Source organism: Sporofaciens sp. JLR.KK001 (assembly GCF_036941055.1).
In the GTDB taxonomy this organism is placed as follows: domain Bacteria; phylum Bacillota; class Clostridia; order Lachnospirales; family Lachnospiraceae; genus Sporofaciens.
Genome location: NZ_JAYMNO010000001.1, coordinates 805,372 through 820,167, shown reverse-complemented (window position 1 = coordinate 820,167; position 14,796 = coordinate 805,372). Strand labels below are relative to the sequence as shown.

Genomic DNA, 14,796 nt, shown 5'->3' with positions numbered 1-14,796 from the left:
GTTTTATCTGTTATATGCTGAAAATGCAGTCGCATCCCGTCTGTCTCAGGAATTCTTCTTTCACACGCCGCCTTTGTCCTTCATCCTCCAGACCATTTGTCTTCAACTGCACCGATTTTCTCTCTGGAAGATAAGACGGATTCTTAAGAAGCGTTATCCCGCATTTCATACAAAGCATCTGCACCGTCTGAAACAGCATATTCTGATTCACCTTATCCGCAATATGTATCCTCCATCCAATCTGATCAGCCAGACCCTGCAGCTCGTCCTGATACTGCCTGCCGATCATAGGCGATACGAAGGCAAGCTCCAGATATTTCCCTTCCTGATCTGACTTAAGGCTCTTCTTATCCGGTCTGTGCGGCAGTTCTTCGAATGTCTGGTCTATACAGAAGAAAGCCAGATTCTGTTCCGCCATCTCCGTCTGTATATCCCGCGGAACGAAGAAGTCCTCAGGCAGTCCAGCCGTCCCGGACCTCTGCATCACCGCATCCGCCGTTCCCCGGCCCGCGGCATCCGCCGTCTGACCGTTGACCAGCAATGTCCAGCCGGTTGCCTCCCGGAACTTCTCTGCCGCCTCTGATACCATATCGTCCCCGCCGTTCCCGGTGAGCGTAACGGAATAATACTTCTTATCCTGATAATAAGACGTCTTGGCGATCCGATCTCCCAGAAGTACGGTGAGCAGCAGCGCCGCCGCACTATGGTTCATAGACGGGCTGACCTGTATCTTCCAGTCAGATGAAGTACAGAATATATCCGCCGATTTGCGAAATCCCTCCGCGTCAATGCTGTCCGGATAATCGAACTGCATCCATACTTCTCTCTTATCCGGATAATAACTGAGCTTCCGGTATTCATAGCCCGGAAATGCCTTTTGGACCCGCTGTTCAAGTTCCTGTATCGTCAGTTCCCTGGGCGCCGTCGCCTCCGCAACTGCCTCCGGTGTATTTGCCTCAAAGAGGAACAGACGGCGCACATTCGGTGTGAAATACGGACTGCCCATTAACGTCTCCTGCATATTCTGTAGTATCTGATCATCCGTAACGGCTCGTCCATACCAGATCTGCGCGATCTGAGACACTGGAAATATCTTGCCCTGATAATGCTCCCGCCAGTAATCCCAGAGCCGCTTCGCACCTTCCGCGGTAAATTCCTTCTGCATCTGCATAGTATGAGACGGTACATATGTCAACTGCTTTCTCTTGTTATGGAGCAGCACCTCATATTCCTGCCCGCATTCCGGCAGATAGATCTGACGCCGATAATCCTCGGCAGCCAGCTCATTGCCCAATTCGTCTATAGCATCCCGGTTCCCATGTACCAGAAATACACGCCGTGAAGATAACTGTTCCAGAAGCGCCACGATCTCTGATTTATCACCGTGGGCGGACAAACCTACCTGTTCGATCCGGCACTTCACCGGAAGCGTACATCCGTCAATAGTCAGCTTCCGCTCCTTCGTCTCTTCCAACAGATTCAGAAGCTGCCGTCCCGGCGATTCCTCATCCTGATACCCGGTAATGATGATGCATGCATCTTCCCTGGAGGCCAAAAACCTGGCATACTGCGCGCTTGGCCCTCCGGTAAGCATACCGGAACTGGACACCAGGATCACCGGCTCTTGCCCCGATAACAACTCCTCTCTTTTCTGCGTGGGCGCCACAGGCTGGATCTCTTTGGTATAAAAAGGCTCATTCCCCTTAAAGATCCGCCTGCCAAGGGCATTCTTCAGATAAATGGGATTCCGGGTGTATATGGTATTGATGTCACGCACCATACCATCCACATAGACAGGTACAGACGGAATCTCCTGATTCTGTATCGCCGCGCGCAAGATCAGCAGAACCTCCTGCGCCCTTCCCAACGCAAATACCGGGATCAGTATCTTCTTCTTCTGCCCGACACATTCCCGAACCAGCTCAACCAGCCGCCGCTCTTCTACCATTCGGTTCGAGTGCAGCCGATTGCCATAGGTGGTCTCCACGATCGCCGCGTCCGGCCGAAGCCTGGGGATCCGTATCCCCTCGATCGTACGCTGGGGAAATGCCGAGAAGTCTCCCGAATAGAACAAGCTTCCTTCTTCCGTCACCAGATAGACACAGGCCGCTCCCGCGATATGCCCTGCCGGGTAAAATGTCAATGTAAACTTATCAAATATAGGAAAAGGAGTCTGGTAGCCGATCGGATGCACCCTTCCCAGCATGGCAAGCACATCCTGCTCCGAATAATGCGGAATCTCATCTTCTCTATACTTCATGATCTTCAGGCTGTCATAGAGCAGAACCCGGGTCAGCTCCGCAGTCATGGCAGTCATATAGATCCGCGCATTCGGATAGGCTTTGCTGATGATCGGAAGTGTCCCGATATGGTCCATGTGGGCATGGCTGATGATGACGGCATCCACGCCGCCCTGTTCCTGTACAGTCCGAAAATCCGGAATCGGATCCTTGGTTGCCGTCTGCCGGATCCCGGAATCCAATAAGATCCCTCTGCCTGCAATCCTGATATAGATACAGCTTCCGCCAATCTCCATGGCGCCGCCGAGAAAATGTAGATTCATAATCGTGACTTCCAGCCTTTCATTAGAAATTTGTTATTTAATTATAGCTATAATGGATTGCATAGTCAACCATAAGCGCCCGTCATCTTACGGCATCCGTTATCCCTAGAAGTTTCTTAATAACCCTCTGTATTCTCTCAAATTTATTTTTCCGTCGCTATAACTTTCTTCCAACATAGCTGCAAATTCTTCTCTTGTAACCTGATTTTCCCCAGCTCCGTCAGCGTCCTTTGGGACATATTTGCTCAAGTTCTTGAATTCCTCCTCATCTGTATGCTCCTCCTCCGTTCTATCCGAAAATACAACTTTTATTCCTGTCTGCTTAGCTTCCGCCGAAGACTCTACAACCTCTATATTCTTTTCATAGAAATCTTTGACCAACTCCAATTCCTGCTCCCCCTGCGCGGGATACAGACCTTCTTTCAAAGTCCCATCAACCAGTCTGACACATTCCTCCAGATATTCTCTGAGGACTCCGGAATGCCTCTCTGAATAACCTCCAATCGGCATCTCCAGCTTGAAGAAATCGTATCTCTGCAAATATCCCTTTTTCATGGCATGCCGTGAGTATTCTCTCAAGAAATCACGATATGCTTTCTCCCCATTCATATTCCCTGTAATCTTAAGATTCCGGAAACGTTCTAAGACCTTGATAAAAATCTTGTTGCTGTCAATGCTGCAGTAATTGAATATCACAATTTTATCAAAATCCAGCTCATCATTATCGCTAAAGGCAAAATAAAAATCCAGCGCTCGTTCTATGATATCTTCCTTGGCTGACTGAGCAAACGTATCTCTGTCAACATATATATTCAATGCTCTAAAAAGCGATACCCAATCATTTTCTCCCCACCGGAATACCGTTCTGTTGTCCTTGAAAAGATCCCCCTGACACGCCCTGACAAGGAAATCCCGCCATCTTTTTTCTCTTGGTCTCTGATCTTCTTCCAGTACATCTGATATGAAAACCTGCGCTATCGCTTCTGCATTTGTGAATTCTGACCGTCCATTTGCATACAGATTTTTAATAAGGCGGCTGATCTTCTTATTATATTCTATATTCTTGATCAACTCTTTATCTTGATTCAGCAATACATTACCAGACCGTTTTCCTGCCCCTGCGTTAGCGGCGTCTCTCTGCATCAATATTTCCTGATCCGCTTCATCCTGCTGGAACTTGAACTTATACCCCATCAAGATGAGCAATCCTAGCTTATCTTTGTTCTGACGCACGATCTGATTCTTTCTGGCCGATCTGCCCTCAAGCAACATCCTCTTGATATCCTCAGACACAAGACCATACTCGACCCGCTCCTCTTCCCCCGGTATCGTAGTTGACCGCGCTTCTCCAAGCTTACAGCCTGCCACCAGCTCCATAACTGTATATGACATTTCCAAATCTGATTCGTCAGACGGCAATACCAGACGGATCTCATCAATCATATCTCCCTCAAACGCAAGCTCATCATAGATACCGCGGAAGAAATGCTTCATAAAATAAAATGCTATCACCGTCCGCCAGTTCTTTTTATCCGCATATTGCCCAAATCCCACCGTACTGTTGACTTCTGATACGAACTGCTTGACCTTCCTTGGCGTAGGGTTATTCATTGACAACTGCAGCTTCAATGGAAATCCAAACGTCTCCTGAAGTAACCGTTCTATCGAAAAATGCACAAACAAATAGTCAAAATCTTCCGAACGCAGATCCTTATTCACGTTATCCATCTCTGCCAGAGCCTTCTTGATCAGCTTCTTCTCGGATACCGGCGTCAGGTTCATTGTATAGGGAATATACTTTTCTATGTAGTCATACCCGTAGCCTAATACCGCCATTTTCTTCAGATCAAACTCATAGATAACCTTCACATTATGCTGCAAAAGCTTCGCCGTAAGATCCAAGAGCTTCGCTATCTGGTCTTTATTCTCATCAGATATACGGTCAAGATCCTCATACACTAACAGAATCGGATTCTCTAATTTGTCCAGATCCGCACAAAAACCTTCAAACGCCGTAAGGTCACTCGATGCGTCCGGGTACAACGTCTCATAGATCTTATCTGTCCATCCGCTGTTCGCCATCAACCGTTGGAGCCTTCGGGAATATTCGGGATATATACGGTTCCTCCACAATACGTTCTCAAGCTTCTTGAACAGATAAGCATCGATCTTGTCCATATTGCAGGTCAACGGCTCAACTTTGATGACCTCATATTTATCCCTTTCCTTTCTGGTAAATTCATCCACCAGAAATGTCTTGCCGCTGCCCCAACTTCCATTCACACCAACCACGCCGAATGTTTTCAAATATTTTCTTAACCTCTCCAGATCATCAGTACGCTCTGGAAATAATTCTAATCTCTCACCTGGCTTCCTGTGCAATCTTCTCTGCTGCTCCATGATTGCAGACGCATGCCATAGCCAAAAGATAATCATATATTCTATCAGTATCCCGATGAGCAATAGTATCCTGACAAGAGTCATATGACTGATCATGTTCTCTATAGTGCAGCCGCAGGCAAGCTTGGCAAGAACATGGCCGGCCATGATACTGATCCCTGACAGAATGGACGAAAGAAGCATCCGTATATTCTTGCATGTACCGACAGAAAGAAGGATAATGGCTGTTATTACGGTGTACACGCCCAGAAAAACATCGACGGGTGTCTTGTTTAATATGAAATAAAATGTTATGAAGCTGATCAGAGCCAGAGTAAGGCCTTTTGCTGATGCTGTATAGCAGGTATTGTTCCTTTGTATCATAGCCGTCCGCGAATCTCTTTTCCTTATCATTTTCCATTTTTCATTAATTTGTCATAATACTACATAGCTTTCTCTTCCGTAAGATTATAATACTTTTGAAGATTTATAAGAGTTCTTTCCTTTGGAATCTGCTCTGCCAGATTATTCAGAATCTTCTATTGATTTATCATTTTAAAATTTTAACGGATGAAAACAATGTACTTCTCCATATTTAATTTCTTGAATTCCCAACGATTTCTTACTCATATACTCCGCCTACTCATTGTTACTTTATTAACAATATCCTCTTAAAAAAGGTAAGCAAATAAAGAGACTATTAATCTCCTAATTCCTTACCTCTGATAAACCACTATTATTTTATCACACTACTCGCCCTGAAGCAAATCTCTCATAATACTGCTTGGCCTTCTCTTCCGTAAGATCAAAATATTTCTGAAGCTTTACAAGAATTCTTTCCTTGGCAATCTTCTCTTCCAGATTATCCAATATTAATGCCCGTATCCCTTCTGTCCTTCCCTCTTCCCTCCCCTCTTCTCTCCCTTCTGTCCTCCCCTCTTCTCTCCCCTCTTCCCTCATTCCTTCATACTTAATCTGCTCTATCGTACTCACATGTATTACCTCCTAGTATAATAATGGTGTAGTCAAGAATGACTACTGGTTAATAGTTACAAAGTCCAATCTAATAAATCTATATAGATATAACGGAAGGAGGAGTTCCCCCTCCATCAGAAGTTATAAAGTAACATTATTTACCATGTCTGAGGTTTCCTTAATGCACCAGACAAAAGATAGAGGTATAATCACTGGAGGCAGGATCATTGACGACACCTCCTTGGGAACCGGCCTTCCGGCTGGTGAAACCTCTTAGAAAGTCTGTCAGTCCATTCGGTGGTGATTTATGTTTTGGCTGGTTGGGAAGCCCCAGGCTAATACCTGTATAAACCGCTAGGTTGTGTATCCGCCCTCTGGAAATGGATGCCTGCCAGAAAGGATAAAACCATGAAATACCCAAAAGTACTTATGATGCTTGAAAGCATCCCTTATCTCTCAGTCGGGCTTGATGTCGGTGCAGACTTCACCTGGATGTCCATCATGCTGCCCAATGGCATTCTCACCGGGAAACCTTTTAAGATCATTCATTCTGATCCGCAGTCCCGTGAGCTTGCTGTCGCAAAAATAAAGGAAGCACAAGAGATGTATTCCCTCGAAAGCCGCTGCTTCCTTGAGTCCACCGGGATCTACCACATCCCGCTCCTGTACTTCCTTCGTGATAAGGGGTTTGACTGCTCAGTCATTAATCCTATCATCACTAAGAATAGCACAAATATGAACGTAAGGAAACTGCATAATGATAAATTTGATTCAAAAAAAGCTGCCAAAGTCGGCCTGGATGCTTCCCTTAAGACTTCCATCATACCAGATGATGAGGTCATTGACCTGCGCAACCTGGTACGGGACTACTATTACTTCAAAGACCTGCAGTCCGCTGTCGTCCTGAAGCTCACGGCGGAACTGAAAGTGTCCTTTCCCGCATACCGGAAGGTGTTTAGCAAGGTCACTACCCAAACTTCCTTAAAGCTTCTGGAAGCTTACCCCCTTGCCGCAGACATGCTTGCCGCCCCAAAAGACATACTTGTGGAAACCATACGCAAAACCGCACGTTTCGGTGAAAAATATGCCGTTTCCAAATATGATGCCATACGTGCTGCCGCAAAGGACGCCGCTGTTTTCGGACGTGCGCTTCAAAGCAGTGCACTCCGGATCCGACTGTATATCAAAACCTACCGGGAATACCAGGAGCATCTGGACAATATACTTGAGGACCTGCATAAGGCTGTTGATAAGCTGGAAGGGACGCCGGTTTATGACCGTATCTTCCTTCTCCAGTCCCTACGTGGTGTCGGTTTTCTCAGTGCAGCCGTCCTGATCGCTGAAATGGGCTCCTTTGACCTGTTTTCTTCCCCAAAGAAGCTTTATGCTTACTTCGGCTTGGATCCTGCCGTGAAGCAATCCGGCAAGTTCAATGGGGATAAAGTCCACATGTCCAAGAGGGGTTCTAGCCTTGCCAGGCGTATCCTGCATATGGTGGCTATCAATAATCTTAAGGTGGATAAAGGGACAAAAACACCAGTAAATCCAGTTATCCACGGCTATTATACCGACAAATGCAAAAGCAAGAAGAAAAACGTGGCTGTCGGGGCTGTCATGCATAAAATCTGCAATATCATTTTTGCCATGCTCCGGGATAATAAACTATTTGAGATCATCACTCCTCAGGAACACTGTGAGCGGTATCTGGCAGCGCATCCCGACAAGATACAGAACGCAGCCTAACAGGTTTATCATGAATTTTAAAGATTTCCACATGGGTGGGCTTATTAAAGTTACCCTTTTTTACATCAACTGCTTGAAAAAAACTTTTTTAACATTTTTCATTTTACCTATTGACATTTCTTAGCTGGACTTGTGCAACGCTTCATTATCAGAGAAATCTATATACTCTGATACCGTATCCATAAAGTCATCCTTATGCGGATACATGATTGTATTCAGGAAGCGTAAAAGCTCGTATTCTTCGTCTTCCTCATCCCCATTATACACCGTATTTCCCAATTTGATAACCACCAATGTCATCAAATCATAATTTTCTTTGGAAACTGTATTGGGCGCTGTATTCTTGGTATTGACCATCTCATAGACCGATATACTGTACTGGTCCTCCTTAGGAATATCGTCCCTGCAGATCCATATGCTGTAACATTTGGACAGTCGATTATAATCCGTTACGTTCAAGGCAAGGGATAACTGAGAGGATAAACGCCTCGCAAGGTAATACATGCCTCTCTTCTCAATCGGATACCCTACGTCATATGTCTTCTGTGGTTCTACGTCTATATGTAAGTTAATCTGTATATCTTCTGTGGAAATCTGTGGATTCCTGGCTCGAAATGCCAGATCGAAAAGAGACGTCTTCTCATTTAGATTATTATACTCTGTCGCATCACTTCGGATCTTCGTATTCGTTCTTCCCGGAGAGACCTCCATCGTACTGGTTATCGAGTCCACCTCTATAAATCCGGCAACCTCTTTCCAACTATATCCTTTGTATTCTGCGATCGTATCCCGAAGTATAACCGCTAATACTTCTGCGTATTGCAATAGTGATTTACTTTGAGTATCTAACCCCTTCATATCTTCCGTAATCTGGAGCGCGCTGAGCGCCTCCGCGCTTCCCTGGAGTCTATTCATGCTTTACCACCTCACAATGTAGAAAATAATGCTATTTATGCCAAATCATGGCAAGTTTCTACTTTTTATGATGGTACAGAAACGAGGAAATGTCAATCAAAACCATTCGACAATTTTCGACTCAAGACTTATAAAGGCACGGAACTAAAGAATTTCTTCTCCCATTCCTTACCCTTTGATAATTTTTTAATATCTATTACTATCCATCACTATACAGTTATGATATTTTGTTCTCCTGAAGTAAATTTTTCATAATGCTGCTTAGCTTTCTCTTCTGTAAGATTGAAATATTTCTGAAGCTTTACAAGAGTTCTTTCCTTAGGAATCTCTTCTTCCAAATTATCCAATATTAATGCCTGTATCCCTTCTTCTCTTAATTCTTCTGTCAATTCCGCCGCTAACTCTTCTGTCAATTCCGCCGTTAACTCTTCTGTCAATTCCGCCGTTAACTCTTCTGTCAATTCCGCCGTTAACTCTTCTGTCAATTCCGCCGTTAACTCTTCTGTCAATTCCGCCGTTAACTCTTCCCTCATTCCTTCATACTTAATCTGCTCTATCGTACTCACATGTATTACCTCCTTATGCAACGCTTCATTATCAGAGAAATCTATATACTCTGATACCGTATCCATAAAGTCATCCTTATGCGGATACATGATTGTATTCAGGAAGCGTAAAAGCTCGTATTCTTCGTCTTCCTCATCCCCATTATACACCGTATTTCCCAATTTGATAACCACCAATGTCATCAAATCATAATTTTCTTTGGAAACTGTATTGGGTGCTGTATTCCTGGTATTGACCATCTCATAGACCGATATACTGTACTGGTCCTCCTTAGGAATATCGTCCCTGCAGATCCATATACTGTAACATTTGGACAGTCGATTATAATCTGTTATATTCAAGGCAAGGGATAACTGAGAGGATAAACGCCTCGCAAGGTAATACATGCCTCTCTTCTCAATCGGATACCCTACGTCATATGTCTTCTGTGGTTCTACGTCTATATGTAAGTTAATCTGTATATCTTCTGTGGAAATCTGTGGATTCTTGGCTCGAAATGCCAGATCGAAAAGAGATGTCTTCTCATTTAGATTATTATACTCTGTTGCATCGCTTCGGATCTTCGTATTCGTTCTTCCCGGAGAGACCTCCATCGTACTGGTTATCGAGTCCACCTCTATAAACTCGGCAACCTCTTTCCAACTATATCCTTTGTATTCTGCGATTGTATCCCGAAGTATAACTGCTAGAACTTCCGCGTATTGTAATAGTGATTTACTCTGGGTATCTAACCCCCTCATATCTTCCGTAATCTGGAGCGCGCTGAGCGCCTCCGCGCTTCCCTGGAGTCTATTCATGCCTTACCACCTCACAATGTAGAAAATAATGCTATTTATGCCAAATCATGGCAAGTTTCTACTTTTTATGATGGTACAGAAACGAAGAAATGTCAATCTAAACCATTCGACAATTTTCGACATAGAACTTATAAAGACAGATTCCGTCATGGTATTTATATTTCGATATATGGATAAATGACTTCGGTAATATTAACTTTATCATTCGTAATTCCTCCAAATTTTTGACTTTATCCAAACAGTTGTACTGCCTAAAGATAAATGTCCTCATTCCATAATTTTTTAAGTCTCTTATTCCTTTCAATGTAAGTAGTAAATAATCCGTACCTGTTCATAAATCTACGCATTTGGTAAAATATTCCTTAAAGATGAATAGAGATTCATCCGTACTTTGACAAAAAAATCCACCTAACAGTTTCTGCTAAGTGGATGTCCCCTCTGGTCGTTTGGTACGACAGTTTTCCGGTATTGTTTCTGACCAGGGCAATAGTGGAAGAATGTCTTCTTTTGTCGGAAATGGAGCCAAATCTTTCATCTTTTCCAATATGTAGGTCAGATAATTATAGGGCTTGAGTCCGTTCAGGATCGCCGTTTCTGTTATGCTGTATACGGTTGCGCTGGCCTCTGCTCCTTTGATACTCTTAGAAAACAGCCAGTTGCGGCGTCCTACCGCAAAGTTCTTAATGGCTCTCTCAGCGGCCGTATTGTCGATACTCAAATGTCCGTCATCCAAGTATCTTCTTAAGTATTGTTCCTGGTTTATCGTGTACAATACCGCTTCTCCTATTTTCGATGATCTGTCTACTGCATCCTCCAGAGAATGCAGCCACTCAAAGAAGGCATCTAAAAGCGGTTTTGATTGCTTCTGACGCTCGGTATATTTTTCCTCCGGCGATTTGCCGCGGAGCATTTCTTCTATCTTATAGAGCATGCCGATCCGCTCCATTGCCTGATATGCAGTTGTTTCTTTCAGCTGCTCTTTGGTGAAATCCTTTTTCAATGTTGTAAGGGCCTCATCAAAGCGCCGCCTTGCGTGGGCCATGCACCCTGTCACGGTAATCCTCTCCGGGAGGCTATGGTACGCCTGGTATCCATCACAGGTAAAATAACCCTCAAATCTATCTCCCAGAAATTCCACCGGGTGGTAGCCGCCCCGGGTTCTCTCATACTGGAAGAGAACCATTCTCGGAGATCCACTGTTCTCATCCGTAAGATACACCCACATCCAGTTCTGTGTCGTACCTTTCTGCTCCGGTTCGTCTATGACCTGGATCCGTGTCTCGTCGCCATGGATATACTTACTGCAAAGGAATTCCTCCTTCATTAGGTCATAGACCGGCTGGAGATACCGCCCGGCACACAGGATGATCCAGTTTGCCATCGTTTTGGTTGACAGATTCAGATCATACCGTGCGAATTCCCGCTCCTGGCGTGCAAGCGGCATCCCATTTACATATTTGGCGTTCATGATACCTGCAACCAGGGATGGTGTGGCAACACTCCCTTTCATAAGCGCCGGGGACTTCTCTGGCCGCTGCATTTTTCCACATTTCGGACAGCTGTAAATATAAGTGACCTCTTCTACGACTTCAAAACGGGCCGGAATAAATTTCAGATATTTTACTTTCTCTGTCGTCACTACCTTGTATTTCGTCCCGCATTCCGGGCAGAACCGTTCTTCCCCTTCCAGCTTATGTTCGATCACCTCTGTCGTTTCAAAAGAAGAAAGATCTTCTTCCTTTTTTCCAGCAGGTTTTTTGCGTCTGTAAGAGTTCGGATGAATCTCTTCCATTTCCGGTTCCGCTGCATTCGGATCCGCTTCCTGCTCGGCCTCATTGAACAGGTTCATCTGCGTATATCCGTCCGCATATTTTTCACTGGAAGCACCAAACTGTTTCCGCCGGGCAAGTGTCAGCCGGTCAGAAAGCAGCGCATTCATGAACTCCAGCTCCTTCATTTTTTCCGTCAGGAGCTGGATCTTGGTTTCCTGCTTTTGCTGATGTGCCTGCATGGTTGTAAGCAGTGTGATCATATTTTCTTTGCTCATTTCCTGTAATTGTTTCTCAGAAAAAAGTGGTTCCATAGTCCGGTGCTCCTGCCTGTTTTTATCTGAAAAAAGTATACCATAAAACTGTGCTGTTTTCGAGGTGAAACGCATCAGAAAAACAGAGGAAAAATCGCTGAAAACCCTGAGATTTTCAGCTTTTTGCGAATTGACAGACTCTGTTTTTGGGCTAAATGACAATCTTTGGATGGTGCTCTTTAAAAGCTCCCTTGGGTTCCAGGGATAATCCATCACACAGCCAGTGTATTTCTTTTAATGTAACTTTTTTTAATTCATCCGGTGTATCTGGCCAGTGGAAGGAATGACGGTCCAGCCGCTTCATTAAGATCCAAAATCCTGACCCGTCCCATTGAAGAATTTTGATTGATGTGCGTCTGCGATTGCAGAAGGCGAACATACAACGGGAATACGGATCCAGATGGAATTTTAGTTTGATGATAGCAGCCAGTCCCTGATAGCTCTTTCGCAGATCTGTGACACCGCATGCAAGGTATACAGTTGTTCCGCCAGCCAGATCAAGCATAAGCATTCAGCGTATGGATTAAAGAAGTCATGAGTTCAATAGGACATCCAGCACCAATTTCAACCCGGATACTTCCGGGAAGATAGATCGTTACAGGCACACCGTCGGCTGATAGATCAGATGAGATTTCCTGTTCAGAAGGGAGCCTGGCGAAAACAGGTACATCTAGTTGTTCTGGTTTTGTCTGTTCTTTCGTTTGTTTTCTGATCCAATAACCCAAAGTTGATTGTGGGATCTGCTGCTTCTGACACCATTCTTTTCGAGATAAACCGCTTTCGTGAAAATCTTGGATTCGTTTTGTCCAGAGTTCTGTCTTCGTAAGTTTATTTTCATCCATAGACAATACCTCCATAATTTGAAGTTATTGTATCAGAAATACAAATGAATTGACAGATACGGATTATTTCCTACTTACGCTTTAAATCCTCTATTAATCTTTTACATTCCGGCAATACTGGTTCGTATTGCCGGAATGTTATTCTATACGAAAATTCCAGGTTTCATTTATTGCTCTATTCAACTTCCCGATGAGAAGAAAGTTGTTTACTTCTTAGTGATCTTTAAAATATACTGGTATGAAAATTCAATACCTTTACAAGTCAGATTTTCACACATATGGGGCGGGTCGCTTTGAGAAAACCCTGTAGGACGTAATTCAAAACATCTTAGTGAGCTAATAAATCCCTATAAACTATTCCAGCCTTACAGCATATTCTGAAAAAAACGACAAAAGAAAAAGCTCCCTGCTGAAAATCAGGTTTTCAATGACCTCACTTTCAGCAGGGACTATTTTGTCACTATCCAATATTCCCCGTCGCCACAATATTCACACCGCACCCGCATATATCCGGCACGATCACATCATATCTGGCTACCGGAGCCTTGACAGTCTGCTTCCTGATCACTTCCATGCAGTCCATCACCAGCTCTTTCGGAACCGGCTGTTCGGACCGGACCGGAAGCAGATGATCTTCTCTCCCTTCTACCTTCACCGTCGTAGTCAGGATACGGACGGGATGCAGGAATTCCTGACGCCCGTACTCCTCGCCCCTCTTGCATGTATAGCCTTCGATAGAAGTTACACTATCTTCCGTGCCCTCAACATGAATGCGGCATCCCATCGGACAAACCGTACAAATGATCTCTTTCTTCACAGCTATGCCTCCTTCACCACATTGATTATTACGTCGTCTGTTATATCATCCAGCGGAATCTGAATACTGCACATCTCACCCGGGTTCACTCTGCGCTCCTTCTTCGATGCGATCACACGGTCTTGACATCTCGCCTCGATCCGCACATCAAGCTCCGGTGCCAGTACGCGGAAGAATAGATTCGCTTTCGCTCCCTTCTCTTCGCGCAATCTCTGCGGACACAGATAACGCACATTATTGCCGGTTACAGACTCCACTTCTTTTCCTTCCCCGATCTGACCCATAGCATATAACGCGGCATATTTCCCGGCCTGTAGGCTCTCGGTGGTAACGTTATCAACAAGATCGTTAACATGGACGACGTTGCCGCAGGCAAATACAGACGGAACAGATGTCTGCATATATTGATTGACTGCCGGTCCGTTTGTGACCGGAGAAATCTCTATCTCCGCCTGTCTTGTCAGCTCGTTTTCCGGGAGAAGCCCTACCGATAACAGCAGCGTATCACAGGCAATATATTCCTCTGTCTCCGGTATAGGTTTCTTATTCTCATCTACCCGTGCAACATAGACGCCTTCTACCCTCCTGCTGCCGGCAATACGTGTGATCGTATGTGATTATTCTAATGCTTGAGAGCCACCAATTTAATCCTTGGGAGCCACTTATAATTTAATGCTTGAGAGCCATTACAATATACTAGATATAGTACGTCTATTATTTACCGCTTATAACATTGTCTCAGAATTATTTTAAACCTGCAAGGGTAAATACACTGCGTTGCAGCCCTTGCAGGTTTAAAATAATTCTGAGATAGGATAATCAAGCGGTTAAGGATAAGTGTACTTTGATCATAGATACACTATATATTGTGGTGGCTCTGAAAGATTAAAAGAGACTTGTATTGATGGCTCTGAAGCCTTAGAACAGTGGCTCTCAAGCATTAAAATAATCAATGTGATCGTCGGCGTGCTACGATAATTATAGCCGCACTGATCATACACTTTGAGATTCCTGACATCCTTCTGTTTTTTCTTCATACCCGTATGCTCCTTTCAAAGTTTGTTTTTTTCGCATTATATCGGGTATATTTGGAAATGTCAGCGCCTTTTGCCAAA

Annotated in this window: 12 protein-coding genes; 1 reads left to right on the top strand and 11 read right to left on the bottom strand. The window is 44.4% G+C overall.

What is annotated here, in order from left to right; translation table 11 throughout:
• Positions 1 to 10: 10 nt before the first annotated feature.
• From VSQ62_RS04365 to VSQ62_RS04355, 3 genes are all read right to left on the bottom strand, one after another.
• Entirely contained in the window at positions 11 to 2,563 is a 2,553-nt protein-coding gene (locus tag VSQ62_RS04365) for an MBL fold metallo-hydrolase (protein ID WP_334633445.1), read from the bottom strand.
• A 105-nt stretch (positions 2,564 to 2,668) separates the two neighbouring features.
• Entirely contained in the window at positions 2,669 to 5,356 is a 2,688-nt protein-coding gene (locus VSQ62_RS04360; RefSeq protein ID WP_334633443.1) for a P-loop NTPase fold protein, read from the bottom strand.
• Positions 5,357 to 5,686: 330 nt separating this feature from the next.
• Complete coding sequence (locus tag VSQ62_RS04355) at positions 5,687 to 5,935, bottom strand: hypothetical protein (protein WP_334633441.1); 249 nt, start codon at positions 5,933 to 5,935, stop codon at positions 5,687 to 5,689.
• Between the two features lie 390 nt (positions 5,936 to 6,325).
• On the opposite strand from VSQ62_RS04355, the gene VSQ62_RS04350 reads away from it, so the two are divergent.
• Positions 6,326 to 7,660, top strand: a complete 1,335-nt coding sequence (locus tag VSQ62_RS04350) for an IS110 family RNA-guided transposase (protein WP_334633440.1) — start codon at positions 6,326 to 6,328, stop codon at positions 7,658 to 7,660.
• Between the two features lie 120 nt (positions 7,661 to 7,780).
• On the opposite strand, the gene VSQ62_RS04345 is transcribed toward VSQ62_RS04350, so the two are convergent.
• From VSQ62_RS04345 to VSQ62_RS04315, 8 genes are all read right to left on the bottom strand, one after another.
• Positions 7,781 to 8,575, bottom strand: coding sequence for a PD-(D/E)XK nuclease family transposase (locus VSQ62_RS04345; RefSeq protein WP_334633439.1), 795 nt, complete (start codon positions 8,573 to 8,575; stop codon positions 7,781 to 7,783).
• Positions 8,576 to 8,784: 209 nt separating this feature from the next.
• Positions 8,785 to 9,939: a hypothetical protein gene (locus VSQ62_RS04340; protein WP_334633438.1), complete on the bottom strand. Its 1,155-nt coding sequence runs from the start codon at positions 9,937 to 9,939 to the stop codon at positions 8,785 to 8,787.
• Positions 9,940 to 10,360: 421 nt separating this feature from the next.
• Entirely contained in the window at positions 10,361 to 12,022 is a 1,662-nt protein-coding gene (gene tnpC / locus VSQ62_RS04335; protein ID WP_334633437.1) for an IS66 family transposase, read from the bottom strand.
• Positions 12,023 to 12,173: 151 nt separating this feature from the next.
• Positions 12,174 to 12,527 carry an IS66 family insertion sequence element accessory protein TnpB gene (gene tnpB / locus VSQ62_RS32400; RefSeq protein WP_302585407.1) on the bottom strand — a complete coding sequence of 118 codons (354 nt, stop codon included), beginning with the start codon at positions 12,525 to 12,527 and terminating at the stop codon, positions 12,174 to 12,176.
• Positions 12,520 to 12,864 carry an IS66 family insertion sequence element accessory protein TnpA gene (gene tnpA / locus VSQ62_RS04330; protein ID WP_334633436.1) on the bottom strand — a complete coding sequence of 115 codons (345 nt, stop codon included), beginning with the start codon at positions 12,862 to 12,864 and terminating at the stop codon, positions 12,520 to 12,522. Before tnpA ends, tnpB begins: the two co-directional genes overlap by 8 nt.
• 460 nt (positions 12,865 to 13,324) lie before the next feature.
• Complete coding sequence (locus VSQ62_RS04325; protein WP_334633434.1) at positions 13,325 to 13,681, bottom strand: DUF1667 domain-containing protein; 357 nt, start codon at positions 13,679 to 13,681, stop codon at positions 13,325 to 13,327.
• Between the two features lie 2 nt (positions 13,682 to 13,683).
• Positions 13,684 to 14,280: an FAD-dependent oxidoreductase gene (locus VSQ62_RS04320; RefSeq protein WP_334637557.1), complete on the bottom strand. Its 597-nt coding sequence runs from the start codon at positions 14,278 to 14,280 to the stop codon at positions 13,684 to 13,686.
• 249 nt (positions 14,281 to 14,529) lie between these two features.
• Positions 14,530 to 14,718, bottom strand: coding sequence for a hypothetical protein (locus VSQ62_RS04315; RefSeq protein ID WP_334633433.1), 189 nt, complete (start codon positions 14,716 to 14,718; stop codon positions 14,530 to 14,532).
• Positions 14,719 to 14,796 lie beyond the last annotated feature (78 nt).

Bases quoted from the DNA above. Each gene is read 5' to 3' on its own strand.
- VSQ62_RS04365 (WP_334633445.1), bottom strand. From the start codon at position 2,563: ATGAATCTACATTTTCTCGGCGGCGCCATGGAGATTGGCGGAAGCTGT.
- VSQ62_RS04315 (WP_334633433.1), bottom strand. From the start codon at position 14,718: ATGAAGAAAAAACAGAAGGATGTCAGGAATCTCAAAGTGTATGATCAG.
- VSQ62_RS04345 (WP_334633439.1), bottom strand. From the start codon at position 8,575: ATGAATAGACTCCAGGGAAGCGCGGAGGCGCTCAGCGCGCTCCAGATT.
- tnpC (WP_334633437.1), bottom strand. From the start codon at position 12,022: ATGGAACCACTTTTTTCTGAGAAACAATTACAGGAAATGAGCAAAGAA.
- VSQ62_RS04340 (WP_334633438.1), bottom strand. From the start codon at position 9,939: ATGAATAGACTCCAGGGAAGCGCGGAGGCGCTCAGCGCGCTCCAGATT.
- tnpB (WP_302585407.1), bottom strand. From the start codon at position 12,527: ATGCTTGATCTGGCTGGCGGAACAACTGTATACCTTGCATGCGGTGTC.
- tnpA (WP_334633436.1), bottom strand. From the start codon at position 12,864: ATGGATGAAAATAAACTTACGAAGACAGAACTCTGGACAAAACGAATC.
- VSQ62_RS04350 (WP_334633440.1), top strand. From the start codon at position 6,326: ATGAAATACCCAAAAGTACTTATGATGCTTGAAAGCATCCCTTATCTC.
- VSQ62_RS04360 (WP_334633443.1), bottom strand. From the start codon at position 5,356: ATGATAAGGAAAAGAGATTCGCGGACGGCTATGATACAAAGGAACAAT.